The sequence below is a fragment of the Blastocatellia bacterium genome, from assembly GCA_035573895.1.
In the GTDB taxonomy this organism is placed as follows: Bacteria; Acidobacteriota; Blastocatellia; order HR10; family HR10; genus DATLZR01.
In genome coordinates, this window is the sequence record DATLZR010000040.1 from 25,858 (window position 1) to 52,067 (window position 26,210).

19 protein-coding genes and 1 tRNA gene are annotated in these 26,210 nt (G+C 59.3%); 9 read left to right on the plus strand and 11 right to left on the minus strand.

Going from position 1 to position 26,210, the window contains the following annotated elements; translation table 11 throughout:
* Positions 1–51: 51 nt before the first annotated feature.
* Both VNM72_04445 and speA read right to left on the minus strand, forming a co-directional pair.
* Complete coding sequence (locus VNM72_04445) at positions 52–1,104, minus strand: deoxyhypusine synthase family protein (GenBank protein ID HXF04649.1); 1,053 nt, start codon at positions 1,102–1,104, stop codon at positions 52–54.
* 6 nt (positions 1,105–1,110) lie between these two features.
* Entirely contained in the window at positions 1,111–3,012 is a 1,902-nt protein-coding gene (gene speA / locus VNM72_04450; protein HXF04650.1) for a biosynthetic arginine decarboxylase, read from the minus strand.
* A 304-nt stretch (positions 3,013–3,316) separates the two neighbouring features.
* Between speA and VNM72_04455 the strand changes: the two genes are divergently transcribed.
* A complete protein-coding gene (locus VNM72_04455; GenBank protein HXF04651.1) occupies positions 3,317–3,679 on the plus strand; it encodes a hypothetical protein in 363 nt (120 codons plus the stop codon).
* A 44-nt stretch (positions 3,680–3,723) separates the two neighbouring features.
* The gene (locus VNM72_04460) at positions 3,724–4,161 is read left to right on the plus strand and encodes a hypothetical protein (protein ID HXF04652.1); all 438 of its coding nucleotides are present in this window, start codon (positions 3,724–3,726) and stop codon (positions 4,159–4,161) included.
* 236 nt (positions 4,162–4,397) lie between these two features.
* Here the strand turns inward: VNM72_04460 and VNM72_04465 are convergent, their stop codons facing one another.
* A complete protein-coding gene (locus VNM72_04465; GenBank protein HXF04653.1) occupies positions 4,398–5,798 on the minus strand; it encodes an HD domain-containing protein in 1,401 nt (466 codons plus the stop codon).
* A gap of 23 nt (positions 5,799–5,821) precedes the next feature.
* Positions 5,822–7,615 carry a glycine--tRNA ligase gene (locus tag VNM72_04470; protein ID HXF04654.1) on the minus strand — a complete coding sequence of 598 codons (1,794 nt, stop codon included), beginning with the start codon at positions 7,613–7,615 and terminating at the stop codon, positions 5,822–5,824.
* Positions 7,616–8,151: 536 nt separating this feature from the next.
* Between VNM72_04470 and VNM72_04475 the strand changes: the two genes are divergently transcribed.
* Together VNM72_04475 and VNM72_04480 are read left to right on the plus strand one after the other, a co-directional pair.
* Entirely contained in the window at positions 8,152–9,135 is a 984-nt protein-coding gene (locus tag VNM72_04475; GenBank protein HXF04655.1) for a P1 family peptidase, read from the plus strand.
* Between the two features lie 9 nt (positions 9,136–9,144).
* Positions 9,145–10,557 carry a sodium:solute symporter family protein gene (locus tag VNM72_04480; GenBank protein HXF04656.1) on the plus strand — a complete coding sequence of 471 codons (1,413 nt, stop codon included), beginning with the start codon at positions 9,145–9,147 and terminating at the stop codon, positions 10,555–10,557.
* A gap of 62 nt (positions 10,558–10,619) precedes the next feature.
* Here VNM72_04480 and VNM72_04485 read toward each other — a convergent pair.
* Positions 10,620–10,695 (minus strand) — tRNA-Ala (locus VNM72_04485).
* A 361-nt stretch (positions 10,696–11,056) separates the two neighbouring features.
* Positions 11,057–11,497, minus strand: coding sequence for a hypothetical protein (locus VNM72_04490; GenBank protein HXF04657.1), 441 nt, complete (start codon positions 11,495–11,497; stop codon positions 11,057–11,059).
* Between the two features lie 55 nt (positions 11,498–11,552).
* On the opposite strand from VNM72_04490, the gene VNM72_04495 reads away from it, so the two are divergent.
* The 3 genes from VNM72_04495 to VNM72_04505 all read left to right on the plus strand — a co-directional run bounded on the left by VNM72_04495 (position 11,553) and on the right by VNM72_04505 (position 15,385).
* The gene (locus VNM72_04495; protein HXF04658.1) at positions 11,553–12,662 is read left to right on the plus strand and encodes a VWA domain-containing protein; all 1,110 of its coding nucleotides are present in this window, start codon (positions 11,553–11,555) and stop codon (positions 12,660–12,662) included.
* Positions 12,663–12,665: 3 nt separating this feature from the next.
* Entirely contained in the window at positions 12,666–14,012 is a 1,347-nt protein-coding gene (locus VNM72_04500; GenBank protein HXF04659.1) for an alkaline phosphatase D family protein, read from the plus strand.
* A gap of 1,157 nt (positions 14,013–15,169) precedes the next feature.
* Positions 15,170–15,385: a hypothetical protein gene (locus VNM72_04505; protein ID HXF04660.1), complete on the plus strand. Its 216-nt coding sequence runs from the start codon at positions 15,170–15,172 to the stop codon at positions 15,383–15,385.
* 216 nt (positions 15,386–15,601) lie between these two features.
* On the opposite strand, the gene VNM72_04510 is transcribed toward VNM72_04505, so the two are convergent.
* The 5 genes from VNM72_04510 to VNM72_04530 form a co-directional block, all read right to left on the minus strand.
* Positions 15,602–17,428, minus strand: coding sequence for a S8 family serine peptidase (locus VNM72_04510; GenBank protein HXF04661.1), 1,827 nt, complete (start codon positions 17,426–17,428; stop codon positions 15,602–15,604).
* Between the two features lie 59 nt (positions 17,429–17,487).
* The gene (locus VNM72_04515) at positions 17,488–20,355 is read right to left on the minus strand and encodes a CHAT domain-containing tetratricopeptide repeat protein (protein HXF04662.1); all 2,868 of its coding nucleotides are present in this window, start codon (positions 20,353–20,355) and stop codon (positions 17,488–17,490) included.
* Positions 20,356–20,383: 28 nt separating this feature from the next.
* Positions 20,384–21,007, minus strand: a complete 624-nt coding sequence (locus VNM72_04520) for a carboxypeptidase-like regulatory domain-containing protein (protein ID HXF04663.1) — start codon at positions 21,005–21,007, stop codon at positions 20,384–20,386.
* A 295-nt stretch (positions 21,008–21,302) separates the two neighbouring features.
* On the minus strand, positions 21,303–21,881 hold the full coding sequence (locus tag VNM72_04525; protein HXF04664.1) for an RNA polymerase sigma factor: 579 nt from the start codon (positions 21,879–21,881) through the stop codon (positions 21,303–21,305).
* Positions 21,878–23,590, minus strand: coding sequence for an ABC transporter substrate-binding protein (locus tag VNM72_04530; GenBank protein HXF04665.1), 1,713 nt, complete (start codon positions 23,588–23,590; stop codon positions 21,878–21,880). The genes VNM72_04525 and VNM72_04530 overlap by 4 nt, the downstream gene beginning before the upstream one ends.
* Before the next feature lie 355 nt (positions 23,591–23,945).
* On the opposite strand from VNM72_04530, the gene VNM72_04535 reads away from it, so the two are divergent.
* Positions 23,946–24,914 carry an ABC transporter permease gene (locus tag VNM72_04535; protein HXF04666.1) on the plus strand — a complete coding sequence of 323 codons (969 nt, stop codon included), beginning with the start codon at positions 23,946–23,948 and terminating at the stop codon, positions 24,912–24,914.
* 45 nt (positions 24,915–24,959) lie between these two features.
* Positions 24,960–26,174 carry an ABC transporter permease gene (locus VNM72_04540; GenBank protein HXF04667.1) on the plus strand — a complete coding sequence of 405 codons (1,215 nt, stop codon included), beginning with the start codon at positions 24,960–24,962 and terminating at the stop codon, positions 26,172–26,174.
* Positions 26,175–26,210 lie beyond the last annotated feature (36 nt).

Sequence of the window (26,210 nt, forward strand, 5' to 3'; positions counted from 1 at the left end):
GGGGATGCGACCCGCTGACTCACGACACCAACTCCAGGTGCCGGGCCGTGATCAATAGCTGACCTTCAGCTCACGTCCCATCGTGAAGACGGGACGACGGCGAATCTTCGCTTCCCTCATGGCGCTCTGCGTCAAGGCCGTGACCAGAAGCGGCATGGCGATCGTCGCATCGCAGTAGACCGTGACCTTTTGCGCTCCTTTAGCAATCCCTCCCCAGCTCTGGGCTTCTTCCAGCGTTGCTCCGGATAGCGAGCCGTAGTGAGGGGGTTCGGTGATGACCTGGATGGCATACTGGTGGCCTCGCACATTCGCTTTGAGCATGGCCGCCGTCGCCTGCGCTTGCAGGAGGAAATTCTTGGGGCTGCCCCCGCCAAAGCAAATGATGCCCGTCTTGGGGGCCTGCGCGACGATGTGAGCGATCTCGATGACATCCTGGATGACGTCGAACTGAAGAATGGTCTTGCGCTCCACCCGACTGACGGCCAGGCCGACTCCGATAGAGGAATCGGCAATCGCCGGACAGAAGATGGGAATCTTCGATTTGTAGGCCGAGGTGAGGATGCCATCTTCGGAAGCGATCTCGGCCAGCTCGCGCCCGAGCAGATAGAGGAATTCCCGGGGCGAATAGGGGCGACTGAGGTCCAGTTGTGCGATGAAGTTCCCGATCCATTCATCGGCTTCGCGGAATTCGATCTCGCTGGCCAGCGTGTCATAGAGGCGATCCACCATCGCCTCCTGCAATTCCACATCGTTGAGATCGGTGCTGCCGATGTAATGGTATCGGCCGAGCGTCTCGTGCAGATCGTGGAAGAGATTGGCTCCGGTCGTGACGAGCACATCAATGAACCGGTTCTTGATCAGATAGGTGACCAGACGACGCATCCCCGCCGGCACGATCATCCCGGCCAGGCCGAGGAAGATCGTGGCACTGTCGCCCAGCATTCGCTTCCAGAGATTGCGAGCGATGGCCATGTTGCGCCCCTGAAAGGAAATGCCCTCCATCTTGTCCAGCAGTCCCGCCACCGATCGGTCCCGGTCAATCTGTAACGGGCGCGTTGGCGTCGTCAAGAATTTCGTGCTTTTGGTTTTCCGTATGACCATCATAGCGGCTTAATCCAGATAGGTGTATTTGTTGACCGTTGCTTCATAGTACTGCCGCAACAGTACACTCTCGTCCTCGCTCAAGCGGTCTCGTTTGACCGCCATGGCCAGATTTCGCTCGAAGCCCTCCAGTAAGAAGGTTCGGTCATAGCGCGCCAGCGTCAGAACATCGCCCAGCGAATGGCCAGGAATGATCTTCTGCACATGGAAATCGCCATCCGTATCAATGATGATGTGCGCTTCGTTGAGGGCTCCGAAGAGGTTGTGATAATTGCCCATGGCTTCCTGGTATGCCCCTACAAGCAAAATGGCCAGATAGTACGGCTCGCGGCTGAAGGGATGGACTTCCAGCACCTCTTTGACATCCTTGAGGTCAACGAACTTATCAATGACGCCATCCGAATCGCAGGTCAGATCAACGAGCGTGGCGAACTCCGTGGGAGGTTCGTCGAGTTTATGGATAGGCATGATGGGGAAAAGATGATCGAGCGCCCAGGCATCGGGAGCGCTGCGAAAGACCGAGAAATTACAGAGATACTTCGCCGCCAGGAGCTTGCGCAGGTCGTCGAACTCCTCGTGGAAGAATTTCGACTGACGGGCGAATTGTTCGACCTTTTCGATGATCTGCCAGAAGAGGACCTCCCCCTTGGCCCGATCCTCCAGGTCAATGTATCCCAGGCTGAAAAGGGTCACCAGTTCTTCTTTGTGTTCGAGGGCATCGTGGTAATATTCGCGATAATTTTTCGAGGTGATGTTGTCGCGCAAGTCTCTCAACTCCAGGACGACCTGAGGATCGTCCTCATCCACCTCGCCCGGAGCAATCTCGTCAATGACGGTTTCGATCTCGTCCTGCACGTTGACGACCACCATCGCATGATAGGCCGTGAGAATGCGACCCGATTCGGTGACGATGATCGGCTCGGGGACATTTTCGTCGGCGCAAATGCTGGAGATCGTATAGACGACATCATTAGCGAATTCCTGCATGGTGTAGTTGGCCGAGGATTCAAAGGAGGTCTTACTTCCGTCGTAATCCACGCTCATACCCCCGCCCACATTGAGGTATTCGATCTCCACGCCGAGCTTGCGCATCTTGGCGTAGACACGGGCGGCTTCCTTAATGGCGTTCTTGATCCGCTTGATGTCGGTGATCTGGGAGCCAATGTGGCAGTGAAGCATCTTGAGCGAGTCTATCAGCCGATGCTGCTTGACCAGCTTGATGACCTCCAGCGTCTCGGTAGTCGTCAGGCCGAATTTGGCGGTCTCGCCACCCGATTTCTCCCATCGGCCGCTGCCCCGCGAATAGAGCTTCACCCGCACGCCCAAATATGGTTTATAGCGCGCGGTCTCAGCCAATCGCAGGAAGGTGTACAGCTCATTGAGCTTCTCAACGACCACGAAAACGTTCTTGCCCAAGGCCGCCGCCGCAAACGCCATCTCGATGAAGGTCTCGTCCTTGAAGCCATTGCACACGAGTAGCGAATCCGACGTTTGCTCGAAGGCCAGAGCCGCATACAACTCGGCTTTGCTTCCGACCTCCAGTCCGTAGCCGTACTTGCGTCCCTCTTGAAGGAACGCTTCGACCACATCGCGTCGCGGATTCACCTTCAGCGGATAGACGGCCAGATGGGCTCCGCGATAGTCAAACTCCCGAATCGCCGAGGAAAACGACAGATACAGCTCGCGAATTTGACTGGCTATGATCTGAGGGAAACGAAGAAGCACCGGAAGCTTGAGTCGTTGGCGGGAGATCAGGTGATCAACAATCAACTTGACATCGGCCGACCGGACATCGTTTTTGGTCGGTCGGACGATGAGATTGCCATATTTGTTGATACCGAAGTATCCCGCACCCCAATGTTCCACTCCGTAGGTTTGAACCGCCTGCTCCAGCGATGAAATTTTGCTCAATTCGCTCTGTCCTCGCCCGTGTGATCTGGTTTTTCAAGCAACGTAATGTAGCAGAGAAAGTTAGCCTCTGTCAAAAACTTTTTTTCGGGAGCCCCTCGCACGAGGCCCCTTCCGCATGAGTTTTCCGCATAACCCCTTCGTCTTGAAAAACTTGCACAGCAAAGGCGGGAGAAAGGCTGTTACGAGCGACCCTTTGCGCCCCGAGCCGGGGGCGAAGACCACCGGCGGGCCTTCGCTAAGAGGAGGGTTGCCATCCTGTTGGCAGAATGGTTTTCTCCCTCAGGACCAACTATACTGTTAGCCGATGGCATCGCTGGAATCCTTCCGGGATGGATTTCGCCGCCGCGCCAAGCGGTTGTGGGAGGAGCGGGAGCGCCTGCGCCAGCACACGCTCGCTTCCGTCGCTTGCGCGCTGCGGGAGATCGGACGGCGACACGCTGCCACTGTCTTGCGGTTTTTTGTTTTTGGTTCCCTGACCCGACCCGGATGGTTCACCTCTCGGTCGGACATTGACATAGCAGGTGAGTGGCGCGAGCGGGGAGATTACTTCGGGCTCTGGCGGGAGATCGAAGAGGCACTGGGCCGGGAGGTTGATTTCCGTGAGCTCGGTGAGGATTCCTTCTCCGAGCGCGTTCGCCAGCATGGGGTGGTCGTCTATGACGCGTGAAGCGATCAAAACCCTTCAAGCTGAGATTTGCGCTGATCTGGAGAGTGTCGAGCGAATCTTCCGCGAACTGGACGGAATTCGCCAGGAGCTACCTCCGGATCGCCCTCCTTCTCTTCGGGACAAGGCAGTCATGGGCTATCTGCTCCACAATTTGTACTGCGCTTTCGAAAATAAAAAACATTGCAGCCCTGTTCGGCAATGCACCGGCTGATCCCGAATCCTGGCACGCTTATCTGCTCAAACGGATGACCCTTACGATTGAATCGGTCCGCCCGTCTGTGATCGGATCGGAGTCTTACGAAGCCCTCGGCGAACTGCGGCGATGTGGCCACCTCTTCCGTCATGCCTATACGATGGACCTGGACTGGGAACGGATGAGCCTGGTCCTGCGCAAGGTGGATCTGCTTCTGCGGAACCGGTATCGGCAGGAACTGGCTGAGTTCATCGCATTCCTAGACGACCTGAGCGCGTCCCTGCCCTGAAACTATGAAAATTCTTTCGCGTCCTCTGGCATGCTTTGCGGGCTTGTTTGGAGGACTTGATCATGGAGTGCGAGAGGGACGCTCTGAAACGATGGGAACCTCACTGCAGATGAACACCGATGGAGGCAAAGGGGTAGGATGATCCGTCTTGATCCGCCCGCATCTACGATGAATTTGGGAGGAGATTTTTCCCGGTCAAAGATCGGGCGAGAGCGTTCGGCAGGATCCACTCCCTTTCACTGCTGCATGTGGGCAAGGAGCTGGCGGGCAGCAGCGAGGGCCTCATCCAGCGTGGCCACGCGACCATCCAGTTGAAGTTCGTAAACGGCCTTGAGAATCCGACCCATCTGCGGACCCGGCTCAACACCGAGACCAAGCAAATGCCGTCCCAAAAGGATGGGCTTGGGCGGTTCGTGCTGGACGCCGAGCTGACGCGCGCGCTCGATGAACCACTCTTCGGCTGCGGATTCGGACGCCGGCCCTCGCGCCAGCGCATCTGCCTTAGCCACAAGGTAGAGAAGTTCCAGATCGCACTTAGCCGCCAGACGACGAAACGCCCCGTCGCTCACGCGCTCACGATCTTTGTAAAACTGTGCCGGTTTGAGATGATGAGCCACCAGGGCCAGCACCTGAGCACGCACATCATAGCCATGAAGCGTGTGGATGTTGAGCCGGTCGAGCACGCGCCGGGCAGGAGCAATCCCGGCCTCTTCGTGACCGGGCGTGCGGATGCGCCCGTTTTCGTAGACGAGCGTGAGCGGCTTACCGATGTCATGAAGGAGCACAGCCAGCATCACCGTGATCTTTTTCTCCAGCGACAACTCCGTGGTGAGTTCCACGGCCTTATCAACAGCGAGCAACGTATGCACCCAGACATCGCCTTCGGGATGCCATTCGGGATCCTGGGGACAGCCCACCAGCCGTTCCATGTCGGGCAGCAGTTTCTCAATGATGCGTAACCGGAGGGCAGCATCCAGCCCCAGCGACGGTCGGCGGGCCCGCACAAGCAGCTTCTCAAATTCGCCCCAGATGCGCTCGGCGGGCAAATCGCTAAGATCAATTTGACGACACAGTTCTCTGGTCTCGGGCTCAATCTCCAGCTCAAAGCGGGCCACCAGTTGCATGGCGCGGAGGACCCGTAAGCTGTCTTCGGCAAATGTCCTTGGGTCCACTACCCGCAGCAACCGCCGCTGGAGATCGGTCCGCCCACCAAACGGATCAATAATTTCGTCATCGAGGGGATCGTAGAGAATGGCATTGATGGTGAAGTCGCGCCGCCGCGTCGCCTCCTCAATCGGGAGAAAGGGATCGGCGGTGACGAGAAATCCTCGATGTCCCCGCCCCTGTTTCGACTCTCGTCGCGGCAGGCTGACATCAATGTCGAGCTTCTCACGGGCAGATAGCCGCAGCGCGAGCTTGTAGACGGTGAAACTCTCGCCCACCGTGTTGACCTCGCCGAACGACTCAAGCAGCCGCCGCAGTTCCTCCACCCGAATACCGTAGACTTCCAGGTCCAGATCCTTCCACGGCTGACCGAGCAGGAAGTCCCGCACGCAACCGCCGACGAGCAGAGCCCTTCCGCCCGCCTGCCTGATAGCGCGACATACGGCGAGGACCTCTGATGGGAGTGCCTCCATGAATGTAAATCCTCAAACAGTCATCAGGAGCCGGCGGCCCCACGGAACTCCGCCAGGAGGTATTCCTTGAGTCGTTCGATGGGAATGCGCACCTGTTGCATGGTATCGCGATCCCGCACCGTCACCTGCTTGTCTTCGAGCGATTGCACATCCACCGTCACGCAATAGGGGGTGCCGATCTCATCCTGCCGCCGATAGAGCCTCCCAATCGAACCCGTATCGTCGTAGACGGTGCGCAGCGTCCCCTGAAGATCGCGTTTGATCTTACGGGCCAGCTCCACGATCTCCGATCGGTTCCTGAGCAGCGGCAGCACGGCCACCTTGATCGGAGCCAGCTCCTTGTGGAGCCTGAGGACGACGCGCTTTTCGCCGCGCACGATCTCCTCGTCGTAGGCATCCACGAGAAACGCCAAAAGCGACCGATCCACACCCGCCGACGGTTCAATGACATACGGTGTCAGGTGCTCGTTTGTCTCCGGATCGAAATAGACCAGATCAGCCGTCGAATGTGCATTTTCGGGGTTAGATTTGCTATGCGCCCGAAGATCGAAATCCGTGCGATTGGCGATCCCTTCGATCTCTCCCCAGCCCATCGGGAAACGATACTCGATGTCCACAGTCCGCTTGGCATAATGGGCGAGCTCACTTTTATCCTGCTCCCGGAGGCGGAGATTTTCCCGCCGGATGCCCAGCCGCAGATACCACTGGAAGCGCTCCGTGACCCAGTGCTCGAACCACTCCTCGTCGGTTCCCGGACGAACGAAATATTCGATCTCCATCTGCTCGAACTCCCGGGTGCGAAAAGTGAAATAACGGGGCGTGATCTCGTTGCGGAAAGCCTTACCGATCTGCGCGATCCCAAACGGCAGCTTCCGTCGTGCCGTCGTGAGCACGTTGGAGAAGTTGACAAATATCCCTTGCGCCGTTTCCGGTCGAAGATAGAGGAGCGCAGCCTCCTCTTCCACTGGTCCGAGAAACGTTTTGAACATGAGATTGAACCGGCGCGGGGGAGTGAACAACCCAACGGCCCCACAGTGAGGACAGCGAACCGCCTTCTTCTCGTTCAAGAGGACGAAAAGCTCGTTCCACGAGGCCCGCACCACTTCGGTCGTCCAGGGTCGGTAGGCTACGATCGCCTGCTGAAGGAGCTGACTGTCGGACTCATAAGTCCGCCCGAAACTCGCCTCGATGATCCGGATTGCGGCTAGCCGCTCGTGAAGGCGCGGCCGGATCTGTTCAAGCGCTTCTATCCACGCCCTCATCGGACCGGAATCCATCACCGGGAGTCGTGTCGAGAATTCCTGGCCTCGACGCCGAAGCTGCTCCTGAATCTCAGGGCGCTGCAGCGCTTCGGCGACTAACGTCCATCGGTTCGGATAGACGCGCCCGCGTTCCCTCTCCTGGCGCTCAAGCTCATCGAGGAACGCCCCGATCTCTTCGCCAAAGCGCGAGAACTCCTTGACAGCATCGGCCATCGTTTGCTCCACGGCGCGGTTGAGGGATTCCTCCAGGAGAGCGTCGGCGCGGAAGCGACGCTTGCACTCCTGGCAATCCACCAGCGGATCGGAGAATGTCTCCTCGTGACCGGAGTACTTCCACACCAGCCGGTTCATCAAAACTCCCGCATCCAGACCCTCGATGTCGTCCCGCTCGTAGACGACGGCTCGCCACCAGGCCCGCTTGATGTTGTTTTTCAGCTCCACGCCGAGCGGTCCGTAATCCCACACACCCTCCACTCCTCCATAAATCTCCGACGACGGAAAGATGAATCCCCGTCGCTTGCATAACGATCTGATAGTTTCCATGTCCGCGGCCATAGTGTTCAACTTCTTCTCCTCAGCGATTGTCACCTGCGTGAACCCGATATGATAGCAGACCAAAGGAGAAACTTCACCGCTCAGCTCGTCATCGGTGATGTGACGAAGAGCTTCAGCCTCAGTCGCATCCGTGCCCTCCCCTCACGATGCCGGGATCAAAATTTTTGTCGCCGAAGGTGATTCGGCCAGAGCGGGGATGGCGCACGACCTAAATTCTAGGGATGCCGGAAGACGATCAACCGGTGGTCAACTCCGGAAGGGGTGACAGAGGTGGTCTGCTAGAAAGGCGGACCGTATGGCCCTGGCCTCAGGCAGCGGCAGCTGGCCGGCCCTCGGGGCTGAGCCTGACGCTCCTTGTCTGCACCCCCTAATCCTGTGATGTCCTTGACAGTTTTTCGTCGAGCACGCTACCATCGCCCGTCCGCAGTAAAGGAGGGCAAGCAATGATGCAACTTACGCGCCGTTCGTTCACGGCTCATCTTTTATCGGCGGGAGCCCTGTCGCTCTGTCGGCATCGGGAAATCAGGGCGGGTTCGATGGTTCCCCAGACCGGCCTCGGTGGACTGACCGATGTCGCCGGGATCAAAGTCGGTCACTTCACTCATCCCAAGCGACCGACCGGGTGCACCGTCATTCTGGTCGAAGAAGGAGCGGTCGCGGGCGTTGATGTGCGAGGATCGGCTCCCGGCACCCATGAGACGGATCTGCTGAACCCGATCAACACGGTTCAGATGGTTCATGCCATCGTGTTATCGGGAGGCAGCGCCTTTGGCCTGGAGGCGGTGGCCGGCGTCATGCAGTATCTCGAAGAGAAGCGCATTGGATTTGATGCAGGCGTCGCGCGGGTGCCCATCGTTCCGGCAGCCATCCTGTTCGATCTCGGTCTGGGTGATGCCCGCATCCGCCCGGATAAAGAAGCGGGGTATCGAGCCTGTCAGGCCGCCTCCACCGGCCCCGTCGCCGAAGGTAATGTCGGCGCGGGCGCCGGCGCAACCGTGGGAAAGATGTTCGGCCTCTCCCGCGCCATGAAAGGAGGACTCGGCACGGCCAGCCTCCGCGTGGGGGATGTCGTAGTGGCCGCCCTCGTGGCCGTCAACGCGGTCGGCGATGTGATTGATCCCAGGACGGGGACGATTCTGGCCGGAGCGCGCGGAGCCGACGGAAAACGGCTGGTCAACACAATGGACGTCCTCAAACGCGGCATCGAACCCTCACCCGGTCGAGCCGGAGAGAACACGACGATCGGAGTCGTAGCAACGAACGCGGCATTCGATAAAGCCGGGGTGACCAAGATCGCTCAGATGAGTCATGATGGACTGGCCCGCACGATCAATCCCGTCCACACACCGTTTGACGGAGACACCCTGTTTGCTCTTTCGACCGGGCGCGTGAAAAACGCGAATGTGGGCGTCGTTGGCGCGCTCGCCGCAGAGGTCGTCGCCGAGGCCGTCGTCCGCGCCATCAAGATGGCCGAGGGATTGCCGGGACTTCCCGCCTACCGGGACCTCCAGTCACAGTAATCGCCTGCCATGAACGGCTACGTACTGGTGCTCATCGCCTATTCCCTGCTTCTTGTCGCTGTTGGGTTTGTGGCCTCGCGGTCGGTGCGAACGGCATCGGATTTCTTTGTCGCTCGCAGACGCCTGACGACGGGACTGCTGTTTGCCACCCTGCTGGCAGCCAATATCGGCGCGGGCTCGACCGTCGGTGCTGCCGGTCTCGGTTATGAGCTTGGGTTGTCAGGATGGTGGTGGGTCGGATCGGCCGGCATCGGCAGCATCATCCTCGCTTTCATCGTGGGACCGAAGCTCTGGCGGCTGGCCGCGCAATACAACCTCTACACCGCTGGCGATTACCTGCAAGCACGCTATAGTCGCCGGGTGCGGGGGCTTGTCGCCGGGCTTCTGTGGTTGGGGACGCTGGCCATCCTCGCCGGTCAATTGATCGCCATCGCCTGGATTCTCAACGTCGTGGCCGGTTTGTCGAAACCTCTGGGGTGCATCCTGGGCGGCATCGTCACCATGAGTTATTTCACGGCCGGAGGGTTGGTCTCGGCGGCCTGGGTCAATTCCCTTCAGGTGATCGTGAAACTCAGCGGCTTCCTCCTGGCTTTGCCCGTCGCGCTCGATCGCGTTGGAGGCTGGGACGGACTCAGTCTTCACATCAGCCGGCAGGTGCCCCACGCCGATCAATTTCTGAGCCTCACGGGAATCGGGTTGAGTCGCATACTGGCCTTCCTCACGCTGCTGGCCCCCTCGTTTATCGTCTCTCCGGGATTGATTCAAAAGGTCTACGGAGCGAAAGATGTCACAGCAGTACGGGTCGGAGTCGGGCTGAACGCCTGCGCCCTGCTCGGTTTCGCGTTTGTTCCGGTTCTTCTCGGAATGGCAGCAGCAGCGGTTCATCCGGGACTTCCCAATCGGGAACTGGCGTTGCCTACGGTGATGGTGACGATGCTGCCCTTCTGGCTGGGAGCGCTGGCTCTGGCAGCCGTCTTTTCGGCGGAAGTGAGCACGGCTGATGCGCTGCTCTTTATGCTGGCGACCTCACTCAGTAAAGACCTCTATCAGACTTTCCTTCGCCCCGATGCCACAGAGAAAGATCTCCTGCGGGTGGGACGCTGGGCCGCTCTCGCTGGAGGCACGGCAGCGGTGGGGTTGGCCATCGGGCTTCCCTCGATCATCGCCGCTTTGAGTATCTTCTATAGTCTCGTCTCCGTCGCCCTCTTTGTCCCCATTCTGATGGGGCTGCTTTCTCGCCGGTCGCTCGCCAACACCGCCTTCACTGCGATTGTCGTATCGGTGGCGGCGACGGCCTTCGTTCACCTTGGGACATCGGGCGCAGGATTTGCCGGAATTTCACCGGTGGCTTTGGGGATTCTGATCTCACTGGTGATCATGATTGCGGGATTGATCATCGAAGGCCGATCCAATCGAAAGTGATTCTTCCGGCGGACCAAAGACGGCAGGCCCGAAGACCTCCTGGACCTTCGTTAAAGGGGAGATGGTGGACCGCATCGGATTCGAACCGACGACCTCCGCGTTGCGAACGCGGCGCTCTCCCAACTGAGCTAGCGGCCCACACCCGAGAAAGCGACTCGATCATAGCCAAGCGGTCCCGGAACTGTCAAGCACATCGAAATCCCCGATCCTCTCAAAAAGACGGCGTATTTCTGCCCTGGCAACGTCCAGCTCCAAGGCTGAATTCCATCAAGCAGCAAAAGGGAGTCAGAGCCTCTCGAATCAATTACATCCGAGGTCTCGTCCGGAGCACCATGGCCATAGAGCAACGTGAGTCCTGCAAAAGGACGGGGAGACTCCCCCGTCGTTCCCTTCAGGAGCGTGCTCCCGGCCAGGAAACACGCGCTCAGTCCGAATCATCGCGTTATGGAACCAGGCGCGTGAAAAGAGACTCGGGATCGCAAGTGAGGCATCGAGCCGGTCAAAAGAGTTTCTTAACCGCTTTACCGGCGGAGGTCACGCCTTTGGCCGTACCTTTTGCGGCAGCGGTTGCTCCCTTGGCCGCCCCTTTCCCTGCTGCAGTGGCACCTGTCGCGGTTGCCTTGGCAGCCGTGGTCGCTCCTTCTGCTGTGGTTTCACCTACCTTCTCTGATGCCCCGGCGGTGGCTTTGCCCGCCGTGGTTGCGCCCTTAGCCGTGGCTTTGGCCGCCGCCGTGCCGGCTTTTGCCGTCGCTTTCCCGACCGTAGTGATGGCTCTGGTCAGCAGTCCGCGACGCTTCTTTTTCTCGACCTTGACTTCCTGGCTTTCCGAACTCTGGCCTTCTGACCAGACCGCAGATGCGGCGACGAAGGTCACCGGTGACAGAGCAAGCGTCACAATGCCCGCGACAATCAGAGACTGCCTTATTCGGTTGCCCATCATCGTTTACCTCGCGTCATCGTTATGCCAGAATGAACAGGGACAGTAACTGTAGCCCATGGCGTGGACGAATTCAAATCGCTGGCAGGGGGTAGGCGAAAAGCTGGTGGGGCTGGCTCTCGTGGTCGTTCTGACAGCCAACGGCCGCGCGCACCCGCTCCAGCAAACGTCCCGCACGCAGGAGCAACGGGGTGATGTCATCGAGTTGCGCTCGGATCTGGTCTCCTTCACCGTCTCGGTCGTTGGCCCTCGCGGAGAGAGCCTCACCACACTCACGCCGGAGAATTTCACCGTCTACGAAAACGGCGAGCGACAGCAGATCTCTCACTTCGCCACGGTTGATGCCCCGGTGGATGTCGTGCTCGCCATTGACGTCAGTGGGAGCATGCGAGGTGATCTGGAGACGGTGCGAAAGGCGGCCATCGGTTTCATCGAACGCCTCCGACCACAGGATCGTGTTGCGGTAGTCGAGTTCAGCCGGGATGTGAGTTTGCTCCAGGATTTCACCCGCGACCGCAAGAAAGCCAAAGAGGCCATCAAACGTCTGGCGCCGGGAACGGCGACGTCTTTTTACGATGCCCTCTACGTCACTGCCGATGAACTCCTCAGGGACGCTTCTGCGCGCAAAGCCATCATCGTTCTCAGCGACGGCGTTGACTCCGCCAGTTTTTACGATTTCCCTCAAGCCGGCGGCAAACTCGAGCGGGCCGGCGTGGCCGCTTACTTCATCGAAATTGACACCGAAGAGTATACCGTCAGTAGAGTACGGCGCGGGCAGCTCACTCTTTCGCCCGAACAGTTAGAGCGTTATCGTCGGATCTATCGTCCCGGAGATCTGCCCGTGCGTTATCGCAATCCCTATTTCTTCACCGAAGAGGAGCTGGCTGAGATCACGCGCGCTCTCTACCGTTTGGCCCGAGAGGAGATTCGCCAACTGGCCGAGCGAACCGGGGGACGGGTCTATCCGTTGCGGACACTGGCTGACCTCAACGCCATCTACGCCCGAATCGCCGCCGAACTGGGAACCCTCTACAGCATCGGATACTACCCGACCAATCAAGAACATGATGGAACCTGGCGCTCGCTTCGCGTCGAGGTCAATATCCCCGGAGCCCATGTGACCGCCCGCTCCGGCTACTGGGCACCCAGCAGAAAACCGAGAGGTTAACGCATGAGAGAAAACCATTCGCGTTCAGCCGCCACCGGTCGGCGCTCCCGACTGACGCTCATCGGTTTGATCGCCATCCTGAACGTTCTCGGTACGAGTCCACTCGTTCGACCTCAAACGGAGCCGCCGCGCCTGACACATGGTCAGGGGAGCGGAGATGTCACAGCGACGACCGCCATCATCTGGGGACGGGCGGATAAAGCCGCCCTCATGCAGGTCGAATATGCGACCACGGCGGATTTCGCCGATTCACGTCGAAGCGAGACGCTCATCCTGAAGGCCAGCGATGACTTTACCGGCAAGATCACTCTCGGTGATCTCACTCCTCGGACGCGCTATTTCTATCGCATCCGGCTGGCCGACGTTGGCGATCCTTCTCTGGAATCGGTAGGCGGGACCGGAACCTTCGTGACCGCTCCGGCTGAGGATGATAGGGCCGATGTGACATTTGCCTACAGCGGTGATTCGGGCGAGCAGTACCAACCATTCCGCGTCTTCGAGGCGATGGCCGAGATGCGCCCCGATTTCTTCCTCTATCTCGGCGACACGATCTATTCGGACCAGGGACCGGCTCCGGCCCGCACCGTCGAAGAGTACCGGGCCAGATACCAGGGCAATCGCCGCGATGCGGCACTGCGGAGATTGCTCTCACTGACGTCAACCTACGTCATCTGGGATGATCACGAGGTGGCCAATGATTTCAATCGCACGCATCCCCGAATTCCCATCGGTCGGCAGGCATTTCGTGAATACTGGCCGATCACCGAGTATCCACAGGATCCGACGCGCCTCTATCGCTCGTTTCGCTGGGGGACATTGGCCGAACTCTTCATCCTCGACTGTCGTCAGTATCGCAGCCCGCAGTCGGCGCGAGACGATGCCACCAAGACCATGCTCGGCGACGAGCAGAATGCCTGGCTGAAGCAAGCACTCCGATCTTCACCAGCCATTTTCAAGTTCATCGCCACGACAGTCCCTCTGCGCTATCACACGAACGATACATGGGAAGGGTATCGTACCGAGCGTCGTGAGCTGTTCGATTTCATCCTTCAGAATGGCGTGAGGACGGTCATCTTCCTCTCGGCCGATGTGCATTATCCGGCGGTGATCAATCATCCCGAAGGGTTCAAAGAGGTGATCGTCGGTCCCATCGCTCAGTTTGCCTCGCCCGTTGCATTCGCTCGGCTTTTAGGCGGGACAAGGGTGGAGTTTGCCGCCACCAATGTCTTCAATTACGGCCTGGTACGGGTGCTGGGCGATCCCACGCCGCGCGTGGAAATTTCCCTCTTCGATCAGCGGAATCGGCTGCTGCATACCACCGTTGTCGAGGGAGAGGAAAGGTCACATTAAGGAAACTTGAGCGAGCAAGCGACACCCGCTCGAAGTCGGGTCGTCGTGGATGAAAAGGGCGTAGACCGCTCGATCTCCGCCGGTAGGCCCATATTTCCACGCTTAAGGGGACCAGGCAAGGCTAACGGGAGTTTCGAGCACCGCCGCAGACGATTATCAGGGAAAATTTCCCTGCATTCCCTGCTCCGGAGGACCCCGCCGATGGCGCCTGCCGGTGCAACGGGTTGAGAAAGGAAAGGTTAGCACGGAGGGCCGATGCGGCACGTCGGTTGCTACTAGTTTTTCGGAAACGAGAGGGCTGGCAGCAACCAGCATCTCGATTCCAACCAGGCCAGGTGGCCTTGGGCCGTGATCAGTCGTTTGACAATCGAACAATCTGGAGTAGCAGAGCCAAGCCGACGGAGGCAAGAAGCTGAACGCAGCTTCTTGCCTTCCGCTCTCACCGCAACTGCTCGCTTATGAACCGGGCCACGAAAGTGGACAGCGAGGGAGCGTGTGGGGTCTTTGGCGCGCGCAGATTTCTGGCTACCGACCGGTGACATGCGTCTGAGTCACAGGCACATCGGAATCTCCTCCTTTGGCAAGAGACAGTCCCTCATGCTCTGGTCATCCCCCTCGAGGGAGAGCCGATTCCGACCGCCTTTTCTTGCTGACACCGAAGAAGGAACCACCCATGTGAGTCGGCTCTCCCGCTTGTTCCAGGATCCTGCTCGACGGGGCTCACATCCGGCCAGCATCTCAGCGGTCCACCCTCGGCAAGAGTTCGTATTATCAACCAGCCTCCTCACCAGCGGAGAGTTGAGGGGACATCGCCATTTTTGTCACCCGTGGTCAATGGCCCGGCTCGTGGCAACAATGGAGCCTCCCATCGGCTAAAACGCCCATCCTCCTCAAAACCACCCTTTCCCCTCAACTCTCCGGAATCCTCTATACCTCTCACAGCCAGCCGACCAGGCACGCGGGCGGGGAATGCTTCCTCCTCGAATGAAAGTCTCGCCGCAAGCAATGGAGCAAATTTTTCTGCTCAAGCGGGTGCGGGGAATGCGCTGGCTTTTCCTCCGGGTTGACTTTTTGTCGTGCGTCTGCCAATCTATCCGCCTTTTGTCGCGCTCTGTTTGAGCGCGTCACCACACGACACAGAAAGGAGGAGGCAAAAAATGGCGAGATTGTCGGCCAAGCCGGTACGACTCATCTGTCCCAAATGTATGGCTGCTTTCACTATCGTAGCGTTCATCTCCAAAGGCATCGACAAGGAAGCTTACTACAGGGAGCGTGCGGCCGAGCATGATTGCGCCGCCCACGCACAAAGACAGAAAAGCAACGGCTTCAAAGATCCCCTGAAGGCGTCCAAACAAAAAGCCCGCGAGCGCTGATTCCCCGGAGCGACCCTTTCCGAAAATAGTGGGAGACTGAATGGGGACCCCACCAGAAGCGGGGTTACTGGTGGATTCACTCCCGGGCTGCGGGAAACTGACCGCCGGCTGAGACTCGTGTTCCTGACGCTGTCAGGTTTGTAACAGAGATCGCGTCTGAAAGGGGTTGTGCCTCAGCTCGGTTTTCCCGCGCATGCGCCCGTGTCGGGCAGCGGACTAATTTTTGGCTGTCTTCTGAACGGCTTGCAGAACGTCAATGCGGCCGCTGCCAAGCTTCCCCCAGTATTTGGGGGGATTGATCGAATCAATCGGCGCTGTGGCCGCTTTAATAATAGGGATGACCCGGCGGCGCGCACTCGTACTCCGTTGCACCGCTGGCGGAAGAGCCGATAAAATCAAGGCGGCTTCACCACTGACCAGTGCTGTGGCAAACGAGGTGCCGCTCCACCAGGCAAATTTGCCGCCGGGATAGGCGCTGTAGAGGCCCACGCCCGGAGCCGATACGTCAATGTGTCCCCCGTAGTTGGAGAAGCTGGCCTTCACATCAGAAGCATCGGTTGCTGCTACAGCAACGACATCGGGATCGTTGGCCGGATACTGAGACAGTTGCAGTCCCTCATTGCCCGCCGCTGCCACTCCGGTGACGCCGAAAAACTCAGCGTAGCTCAGCGCTCGATCCAGAACAATAGAGCGAGTATCCATGCCGAAACTCATGTTGATGACGCGAGCTCCGTTATTCGTGGCAAAGACGATGGCCTTGGCGATGTCAAACGTCGTTCCTTCACCGGAGGCATTGAAGGCACGCAGGGCCATGATCTTGGCCCGCGGCGCGACCAGGGCGATGAGGCCCGCGACAAACGTCCCATGACCGAAGCCGAGGCCCCGACCGGTCTCCGAGGGATCCGGGTCATTGTCAACGAAGTCGTAAAGGGTTTGGCTTAACCGCCCCTGGAAGGCCGGGTGTCTGAGATCAATTCCGGTGTCAATGACGGCCACTGTGACGCCTTCTCCTCGAGCCGCTCGCTGAGCCTGTTTCAGGTTGATGCGGTCCAGCGCCGACTGATCGAAGTAGTTCGGCGGCGACGATCCGTCCACAAATGCAGCTCCCTTCTGATCCACGAAGGCAGCTCCTTTCTGTTCGACTTCAGGCATCTGCAAGATAAAGTTCGGTTCGCTATCGGCAATGTCAGGATCGGATCGCAACTGGGCGAGGACCTTATCCACCGTCGTTCCTGCCGGAATCTTGACTCGATAGAAGTTGGTGTTCTCGATGCGGTCGAGAACCTGCAACTGGTAGCGACTGGCGATGCTGGCAATCGGCACCGGGCCGGCGATCTCGATGATGACTTCCTCGTCATGGGATCGTCGTCGAGGAGTGGTTTCCACAGCCTCTTCGAGCAAGTCCTCAGCATCGTCAGCTAAATCCTCGGCCCGATGCGCAAGGTTCCGGGCAGCGGTAAAGTCGCCGGCGGCAAAGGCCGCTTTGGCTCGGCTGAGGACCGCTATCGCCTCATTGAGTGTCGCCTGAGCCGCTTGAACGTTGATCCCCTCCGACTGGAAGCGGGTGATCTTGGCTTGCACCTCCTCAATGGCGTGCTGAGCATCAGCGATAGCCTCTTCCGCTTCCTGGCGACTGCGGCTGGTGTCACTAATGGCCTCCTCGGCCAGCACGGCGGCCTCCTCGGCTAATTCCTCGGCCTCTTGAGCCAGTCGTTCTGCCGCCGCGTACTCGCGCAGGAGAAAAGCTGCTCGAGCCTCCGTCAACTTGCTCTGTGCCTGATTGAGTCTGGCCGAAGCAGCCGAGACATCAGCTCCCACGGCAAGCGCTTCGTTAATGGCTTCCTGCGCTTCCTCGATGGCCTCGGCGGCCTCCTTCAACGCTTGCTCCGCTTGTTCAGCGGACTCGTTCAGAGACTTCAGGACGCCTGCCTGTCCAGGAGGTCCCTGATGCGTTCCCGGAATGCCCTCTTGGGGCAGAATCGCGAGCAATCCGATGACACCCACGCACGCGCCGCAGACAAACCGACGGAGAGTCGAGCGCATTGGTCGGCGACGCCTTTCATCTGCCTTCCTCATAAGCCCCCCTTTGCCCGATGACTCTTTCACTCAGGGCTCCCCATGATCACGAAGGGCGCCCAGTAGTAAGGATGTGCGTACGCCTCGCGCGTCTTCAGTTGCGCTTCGCGCAGAGCCTGCCTCTTCGACCGTCCCTGGCGCAGTTTATCATAAAACTCGCGCATGAGCAGGGTCGTCGAAGCGTCATTGACAGCCCACAAACTGACCACCAGTGAGGGAACCCCAGCATAGAGGAATCCCCGCATCAAGCCGATCAATTCGTCGCCCGGGCAAATCTTATTCACCCCGGTCTGGCAGGCGCTCAACGTGAGCAGGCGGGCTTTCAAGCCCAAGTTCCAGATGTCGTAGAAATTGAGCCAGGAGTTTTGCAGCCGGAGCGAGGAGAAGATGGGATTGTCGTGACGAAAGACCGCATGACAGGCCAGATGAATAAGCGAGGATTCTTTGGCGTAGGTTGTGACGTTGTGACTGGTGGCATCCTCGCCAAGTAACACACGAGCATTGGTGAGCAACTCTCTCACGGCCTGAACTTCTTGCTCGATGGCAGGCGCCGAGCGATCCGGCACACCCACGATGAGAGGGCGTGCCGCGCGATCCCGGGCATCGTACGTGCGACGACGGCTTCGTTCGAGGCACAGACGATAGACGGTGGCGCTCGGACAATACGACACCTCGTATTCGTCAATCAGGCAGCGCTCGCCATCGGTGAGAGCATGAAAGGGAATGTAATGGAGGAAGCCGTGAGGAATGATGATGAGTTTGCGCCGTCTGAGGAGAAATGGGCGCACAGGAGCGACGAGTTCCCTGTAAAGCGCCTTGAGATATTGTTCCGTGCAGTGGGCGAGCGCCTGCCACCGCGTGCGAACATAATCGCCGTTGAAAACCTGCTTATCCAGATGAAATCGGAGATGCCGCAACAACGGATGCGCACGGGAAACATCGGACAGGGCGCGTACGGCCCTGACCCCGTCACGGTCCAGGATGAAGGCCGCGATCTCCCCCTGTGCCATGTAGTATTCCACCACGGCTTCATCCTCGGCGAGTTCTCCGGCCAGTTCCTCCGGCAGAACTTGGGGCACACCTACCGGAGAGACGCCTCCTTCTTGATGCCACTGGATGGTGCGAAGCAGCTTGTTGAGTTCGGACTCGCGGATGCGAATCTCACCCTGAATCTGCAGGGCCAGGTCACGGCGGGTGGCCCCTTCTTTCTGCTCCAGATGATTGAGCGTGCTGTAGTACCAGTCGAGTTCCTCACGGAGTCGTTTCCATCGTTCGAGCAACTCAGGGTCGAGAGAGGCCGTCGTGTCGGATTCGATCCCGAGGGCCGCCCCGAGCAGGTCAGCCAGGGCCCGTGATTTCGCCGCTTCGGTATAAGCGAAGGCTTGCCGGATCTTTTCCGGTGAGCCCTCGGCCAGGCAGAGGGCGACCATCCGTTCGTAGGCTTTCAGCTTGTCCGAAAGGAAGCTGGCCTTCATTTCATCCACGCGGATGCGGCTGCGCAGGGATTCGATCAGTTCGATGGCGCGGGCATACTGGTCGGCGGCGGCTTTTGTATCTCCCGATCTCTCCAGAAGTGTTCCAAGCAGGTAGTTGCATTGATACTTCAACCAGGGTGCGTCCACCGACTCGATGCGGCCGAGAGCCCGCAGGAGGCGCCGTTTCGCTCGATTGGTCTGTCCCCGGGCGGCGGCCACGCGAGCCACCAGCAGTTCAGCAAATGCTTCCTTCGTCTCCAGCCGGCACTGACGGAAGAGGCAAGCGGCCTGCTCGGCTCTCCGGCCGGCGTCGCGCCATTTTTTCTTCTGAGCCAGAAGCTCGGCCAGGTAGAGGTCGCACAACGCCGTTGCCACCCGATTCTTTTGACGTCGAAAGGTACGTCGAGCCTGCCGCAAATCTGCGGCCGCATGATCCCACGCCCCCAGATGCAGGCGGGCGACGCCGCTGAGCATCTGCGCCCGGGCCTGCTCGGTCCTCATCCGCAACCGGGCAAAACCACGACGGGCAGCTTCGGCGGCCTCCAGCACATCCTCGTAGGCATTCAACTGAAGGTACAGCTCGGCCATGTCGAGATCGCAGAGGACCTCAAGCGACTCCTCCCCAACAGCGCGAGCGGCGGCTTTCACGGCTGTGAATAAGCGAATCGCTTCGTCGAATTTTCCTCGCAGGAATTCGAGATAAGCCAGATTGTATTCGGTTTGAATGACCATCAGCGACAGGCCGAGGGCCTGGAACATCTCGCGCGCCTGTTCGAACAGCCGGGCCGATCGGTGATAGTCGCCCAGGCAGGACCACACCATCGCCAGATTCATCAGGACATGGGCCAGCGCTCGTGAGTCGCCGCCCGGCTGGAGAAGCGCCTGAGCCTGCTCGAAGAAGCGACGGGCCTTGTGGTATTCATCCAGGTGGTGATAGATCAAACCGACATTGGATTTGAGTTCCGCCAGCAGGTGCGTTTGCTTGTGGGCTTCAAAGATTGTGCTGAGGCGGTCGGCCAGTTCAAGGGCTTCCTCGTACCGATTGAGATACATGAGAGCGACGATCTTGGCCCGCCCGACGCGTGCCGCTTCCAAGACTTCGCCCTGCTCGGCATAGAGGATCTCGGCGCGATCAAAGAGTCGTAATGCTTCCTGGTTGCGCCCCAGGCGGTAGGCCACCATCGCCCGTGCATGAGAGGCCAGAGCCCGGCAGATCGGATCCCGCGTCTGCCGGGCGACGACGCGACACACGTCGGCCAGACGCGACGCCAAGGCCACATCTGCATGAAGCGCCTGGGAAACGCGATTCTTCAGTTCCAGACAGAGAGCCCGCCCGATTTCACCCTTTTGGGACTTCAGCAAGGATTTCGCGCGATCCGGAGCTGTGGACGCCGCCAGTTGCTCGACCAGCCGTCGCACGTGGTCGGAGATATCCCAGGCTCCCCCCTTAGTCTGTAAGCGCCCTGACTTCAAGCGGCGTAATCCATGCCTCCTTTCCCTGGAGTTCGATTTTCAGCTCATATACCCCAACAGCAATGCGCTCGAAGGTGAATTCGCCGAGATGGTTCGTCACCGTCTGCGCGACTACTTCTTCTCCCCGTCGCAATTGAACCGGCACACCGCTCACTTCCTGGAAACTATCCGAGGGTCCGAGGATTTGACCGGTCAGGGTGACCCGGTCCGTTCCATTGGCCGGTTCAAATGACAGATCAATATCGTAGCCTTCCCACCGGTAGAGGCACTGTCGCGTCGCCACGCCGAGCGAGCGCACCCCGACAAGTCCTGGCTGGACCGCCGTATCGAACACAAGCGTCGCGATAATCCGCGACACCATGCCCGGCCGCGGCGACGGGCCATACCGGGCAAACAGATCAACAGCCTGCTGGATGACCCAGGAGGGCGGATCAACCGAATCATCCGTCGTCATCAACGGGATGACCGTTTCCAGCCACTTTAATTCCCTTTGGCATCGTCGGCAGCGACCGAGATGATTGCGGATAGCGTGCGCCTCTTTGTCGGCGCATAACTCCTGATAAAACTGGAGGAGTTTTTCCAGACTGTAGCACGTCATGATCGAGCCTCCTCATAGACCCTGTCGAATTCCCCACGGACGACGGAAAAGACCGGGATGAAGCATGGCCAGCCGGCACGGCCATCGAGGAATCATCCCCCGGTCCTCCCATCGTTTATCCCCCTGCACGAGGCGGCTTCTGGGTCAGAGCCCGGCTAAGGATTGCGCCAGCCGTCGTGGCCTCTCCCCGGTCGCCTCCTCTCGGTATTATCTTCCGCCACTATTGTGGAGCCCTCCGATTGCGGAAAAATACATGTCTGCGCCTGTGACCGACGGCTCTTCCCTTCTCCGGGGATCACTCCCGGAAGCCTAACTCTTCCAGAATCTTCCTGAGTTTTTGCAGGCAGCGGCCGCGGGTCGGACCGATGCTGGCTACCGGCATGCCCAGTTCGCGCGAGATCTGTTCGTAGCTCCACTCGTCCTGCTCGTAGAAAAGCATCTGGAGCAATCGCCGACAGCGGTCGGGAAGCCGTTCCATTCCCAGGCGGATCAGATGCTGCTTCTCCCATCGTTCGACCAGTTCATCGAGCGGCGGGCTCTCATCAGGAAGATCCACGGGATGTCCTTCCTCATCCTCTAACGGCGTTGTTTCCACAGGATCCCGCCGCCGAAGTTTCCAGCATTCGCGGAGCGTCGTCGTGATCAGCCAGGAACTGAGCTTGCTGTGATCCTTCAAGCCGTCAAGCCCCTTGAGCATGATGAGGCACACCGACTGAAAGACATCCGCCGCTTCATCGGGCGTGAACTGATACCTTCGCGGGATGGAAAAAATCAGCCGTTTATAGCGATGAATGAGCGCCTCCCAGGCGCGGCTGTCCCCTTTCAAACAGCACGCCACAAGCTCGGCATCCGTCATTCGGGCGTAGGTCTTCATTCCAGATAAAGTTCCTCCGCATTCCACAGCAGTGGATCCTGGAGCAGGCCGGGTTTGAGGTTTCTCACCGTCGGTTTGGCGGCGACGATGAGGTCACGGGCCACCAGGTAGATGAACGGGACCTGCTCGCTCAAAATCATCTGCACCTCATCGAACAAGGCCTTTCGTCGCTTCTGGTCAGCCGCGGTCAGAAACTCGTTGAGCAGCTCGTCCACCCGCTTCTCCCAATCAGTGGCGGGCCGGGGTTGCTGAGGATTCCACCAGTGATTGGCCCCGCTGCTGAGCAAAAAATTCCTGAGCGACGAAGGATCGGTATCGCCCGCCGCAATCGCCAGCAACCCCGCTTCGTAATCCGTTCCCCGCGCGATCCGTTCGAGCATCGTCTTCGTTTCGATGGGCGCGAAAGTGACGCCGATGCCTACTTTTTTCAGGTCCTCCTGGATCATCAAGCCCATCCGTTCCCGAATGGCATTTCCGGCATTGGTCATCAACGTGAAGGTCACCCGGTTCCCCTGCCGATCCTCCAGGATGCCATCGCCGTTGCGGTCGCTAAATCCCGCTTCCGCCAGCAGTGCCTTCGCGCGATCGGGATCATACGGATAGGTTTTCACCTGAGGATTAAACCACCGACTCGTTGCCGGGACCGGTCCCCATACGGGCGCAGCCTTTCCGGCGAACACCACGTCAATGAGGGCTTGACGGTTGATCGCATAGGAGACGGCTTGACGAAATCTTGTGTCCTGGAACCAGGCGAGCTTGGTCGGGCTCAGTGAGCGCGCGCGAGGATTCAAATTAAACCACATCACTTCCGAGATGAGGCTGGGACCGAGATCGTAAATGCGAATCCGATTCGTCGCCACCTGGGGTTGAAGCGTCGCCACTTCGTCAGGGGTCAGCGGTGAGAGCATGTCGAGTTCCCCCTGCTGGAACTTCAGTACTCGCGTGCTCCGATCCGGCACAATGAGCAAAATGATCTCATCCAGATAGGGAAGAGGTTGACCACTGGGGTCTCGCTTCCAGTAATGGGGATTGCGCACGAGAATGGTCCTTTCGCCGGGCACATATTCCTTGAGCCGAAACGGTCCCACCCCAACGATCTGATCCGGCGGTGTTGAAAGATCCCAGAGCGAAGCAAATCGCCCTGCGCGGTAATCGGCCTCCAGCCGATGGCGGGGCAAAATGTGAATCGAATCGAGCAACCGCTCGCTCGCCGCTACCGGTCGGGGAAAAGTAAGAGTCACCGTGTAGGGATCGCGTTTCTCGACGACGATCTTTTTCCCGTCCACATCCAGTAAATCGCGGAGGGAACTCCTCAGCGCCGGATCGTATATCACCTCAAACGTGAACAGAACGTCATCCGCCGTCAACGGATGGCCGTCAGAAAAGGTAACCCCCTTACGCAATCGAATCGTCAGGACCGTGTGGTCCGGCGAATAGCTCAGAGATTCCGCCAGTTCGGGTTCGGCCTCCCCCGTCTGCCGGTTGATGCGCACGAGCACCGACATGATGCAGTTGAGGATGGCGAGCGTATCCGTATCGGTCGCAAACAGGGGATTGAACGTTTTTGGCCCCGAGGACTGAGAGACAACCAGTCGGCCTCCCCGCGCCGGGGCTGACGGAGCCGTCGAGCGGCGCTCGCAGCCCGCCGTCCCCGCAAGAAGCGACAAAAAAAGCCACAGGCCGATACCCAACCGGACCCGGTGCTTCATCGCCGTAAGACCTCCTTGCCAACGAAGATGGTGTTAGATTATAAGCTATGACTCTTTGGACTCAAGGTGATTTCGTCTGTGACTGAAGCGACAGTTCGTTCATTGCACCGGGAGCTGCTCATGGAACCCTGGCTTCTCCCCGGGTACCGGTGAAAAATGCCTGCGGATGAGTGATCCGCGGGAGCCTTTCATCCGCAGGCAGGATTTTCCGAGGCGTTGTTCGTGGGACGGGAGCCCCGCCGAGAAACGATGAAAAGTAGCGCGGACTTTTCCATCGGCGAAAACGCCACAGGCTAGACGACCTGCGCTATTCGAGGCCTAGGCGGGGAAGACGGCGCCGCATGTTCTGAGGCCGATGGTTCGCCTTTTTATTCGACGACTGGCCCAAGCCGTACCACTTGTGCTCGCCATCTCGATGGTGACGTTTGTGGCCGTCCATCTGGCTCCCGGCGATCCCCTGACGGGGCTCCTGGAGAATCCCCATATCTCCCCGGAGACGGTAGAGGCAATTCGTCACCGGCTCGGACTGGATTTGCCCCTGTCAAGGCGCTACCTTCGCTGGCTGTCTCACGCCCTCCAGGGGGACTTCGGTTACTCGATTGAATATCTGACGCCGATTTCCGCCCTGCTGCCAACACGAATACTCAACACGCTGATCCTGTCCCTCACGGCCAGCGGCATCGCCTGGGCAGTGGGAGTCCCCCTGGGGATCATCGCCGCCGTCGGACAGAACCGGTGGATAGGACGCGCTCACACCCTCTTTGTCACGCTGGCGCTGGCGACGCCGCGAATCTTTCTGGCGCTTCTGGCGCTCGGGCTGGCCGCCACAACCGGCTGGTTCCCCATCGGCGGCATGCGTGCGGTCGCCGGCGAGGCCGCTGACTGGATGTCCCGGACAGCCGACCTTCTCCACCATCTTGTTCTTCCCGCGCTGGTGCTGAGTCTCTCACCCATGGCGATGATTTCCGGTCATCTACGGGCGGCGCTATCTGAGGTCGTGTCCCTTGACTTCATCCGCACGGCTCGAGCCAAGGGGCTCCCCCGGCGCGTCATCCTCAGGAATCATGCTCTGCGAAATGCGCTCGGCCCACTCCTGATGCTCCTGGGCTATTCGATCGGGAATTTGCTCAGCGGGTCGGCCGTCGTGGAAACGGTGATGGCATGGCCAGGGATAGGTCGCCTGACGGTTGAAGCCGTTTTCGCCCGTGATAGCGATTTGATCCTGGCGACGGTTGTGCTCGCGTCGGTGCTGCTGATTGTGGGAAATTTGATCGCCGATGTGGTGCTATTGACCGTGGATCCGCGCGTGCGCATTCGCGCCTGATGATGCCGGGCGCACTCGTTTCTGACTATGCCGACGAGGACGACAATGTCATCCGCTCTCACCAACCCGGTCCGGTCAACCCCACGGCCAACGCACGTCGGGCGCATCTGGTCCGACAAGCCTCTCCGATGGCTCTTCGGCGCGATCGCGGCACTTTCTCTTGTGGCTCTCCTGGCAGGGTTCATCGCCCCTTACGATCATCGCAGCCAGGATCGCACGGCCATTAAAGCTCCACCGACTCGCTTGCACTTCATTGATGCCGAAGGCCGATTCCATCTGCGCCCGTTTATCTATCGGTCCCGGCTGGTGGATCGAACCACCTGGCGTTATGAGGAGGATACTCGATGGCGCTATCCGCTGGTTTTCTTCGTTCGAGGGGATCGCGTTGAGCTATTTCCGGGAGTGACGACCTCGCTACACCTGTTCGGCGTCGGCGAAGCAGAGCCCCTCACGTCGGCTCAACGAGAAATTCACCCACTCCAGATGCCGACGGGATCCAGAGGTGAGAGCCCGCTGGCCACGCCGGAGCATCCCCCTTTGCCGCCGCGACTCTACCTGCTGGGTGCTGACCACCTTGGTCGAGACGTTTTCTCACGCCTGCTTTTTGGTTGCCGACCGTCTCTTATCATTGCTCTGGCCAGCGGATTGGGAGCATTGATCATCGGGTTGGTGCTGGGGTGCCTGGCCGGGTATTACGGAGGAGTGGTGGATGCTCTCTTGATGCGTCTGAATGAGCTGATCGAGTCCATCCCGGTGATTTTCTTCATCTTTGCCCTGCGGTCAGCTCTTCCTCTGGAACTGTCGCCGGACACGGCCCTGGGCATGCTCGTCGTCATCTTCGTTGCCATCAGTTGGACGACTGTCGCTCGCATCACGCGTGGGGCAGTCCTGTCGCTCGCCGGCCAGGAATTCCTTCTGGCAGCGCGTGCCGTAGGCGCCAGTGAAGGGCGCATTCTCCGTTGCTACATCCTGCCCCATGCCCTGACCCCCGCACTCACTCAAGCGACATTGACGGTTCCGGCCTTTCTTCTGGCCGAAGCCACTCTGTCCTTTCTGGGCGTGGGCATCTCAGAACCCGAACCGAGTTGGGGAAACATGCTAGCGGCGGCACGCGATCTGTCGGTGCTGACGGCTCAGCCGTGGATGCTCAGTTCCGGTCTCGCCCTTGCGGCAACCGTCGCTTTGTTCATCGTCACGGGACATGCGCTCCGTCGCGCCCTTGATCCCCAGCGCCAGACGTCAGCTCCCGAATGGCTGTAAGACGCAGCCAGCACATCCGCACCAAGCTCATAATCA

Bases quoted from the DNA above. Each gene is read 5' to 3' on its own strand.
- VNM72_04445 (HXF04649.1), bottom strand. From the start codon at position 1,104: ATGATGGTCATACGGAAAACCAAAAGCACGAAATTCTTGACGACGCCA.
- VNM72_04455 (HXF04651.1), top strand. From the start codon at position 3,317: ATGGCATCGCTGGAATCCTTCCGGGATGGATTTCGCCGCCGCGCCAAG.
- VNM72_04465 (HXF04653.1), bottom strand. From the start codon at position 5,798: ATGGAGGCACTCCCATCAGAGGTCCTCGCCGTATGTCGCGCTATCAGG.
- VNM72_04470 (HXF04654.1), bottom strand. From the start codon at position 7,615: ATGGCCGCGGACATGGAAACTATCAGATCGTTATGCAAGCGACGGGGA.
- VNM72_04475 (HXF04655.1), top strand. From the start codon at position 8,152: ATGGTTCCCCAGACCGGCCTCGGTGGACTGACCGATGTCGCCGGGATC.
- VNM72_04480 (HXF04656.1), top strand. From the start codon at position 9,145: ATGAACGGCTACGTACTGGTGCTCATCGCCTATTCCCTGCTTCTTGTC.
- VNM72_04490 (HXF04657.1), bottom strand. From the start codon at position 11,497: ATGATGGGCAACCGAATAAGGCAGTCTCTGATTGTCGCGGGCATTGTG.
- VNM72_04495 (HXF04658.1), top strand. From the start codon at position 11,553: ATGGCGTGGACGAATTCAAATCGCTGGCAGGGGGTAGGCGAAAAGCTG.
- VNM72_04500 (HXF04659.1), top strand. From the start codon at position 12,666: ATGAGAGAAAACCATTCGCGTTCAGCCGCCACCGGTCGGCGCTCCCGA.
- VNM72_04505 (HXF04660.1), top strand. From the start codon at position 15,170: ATGGCGAGATTGTCGGCCAAGCCGGTACGACTCATCTGTCCCAAATGT.
- VNM72_04510 (HXF04661.1), bottom strand. From the start codon at position 17,428: ATGCGCTCGACTCTCCGTCGGTTTGTCTGCGGCGCGTGCGTGGGTGTC.
- VNM72_04520 (HXF04663.1), bottom strand. From the start codon at position 21,007: ATGACGTGCTACAGTCTGGAAAAACTCCTCCAGTTTTATCAGGAGTTA.
- VNM72_04525 (HXF04664.1), bottom strand. From the start codon at position 21,881: ATGAAGACCTACGCCCGAATGACGGATGCCGAGCTTGTGGCGTGCTGT.
- VNM72_04530 (HXF04665.1), bottom strand. From the start codon at position 23,590: ATGAAGCACCGGGTCCGGTTGGGTATCGGCCTGTGGCTTTTTTTGTCG.
- VNM72_04535 (HXF04666.1), top strand. From the start codon at position 23,946: ATGGTTCGCCTTTTTATTCGACGACTGGCCCAAGCCGTACCACTTGTG.
- VNM72_04540 (HXF04667.1), top strand. From the start codon at position 24,960: ATGTCATCCGCTCTCACCAACCCGGTCCGGTCAACCCCACGGCCAACG.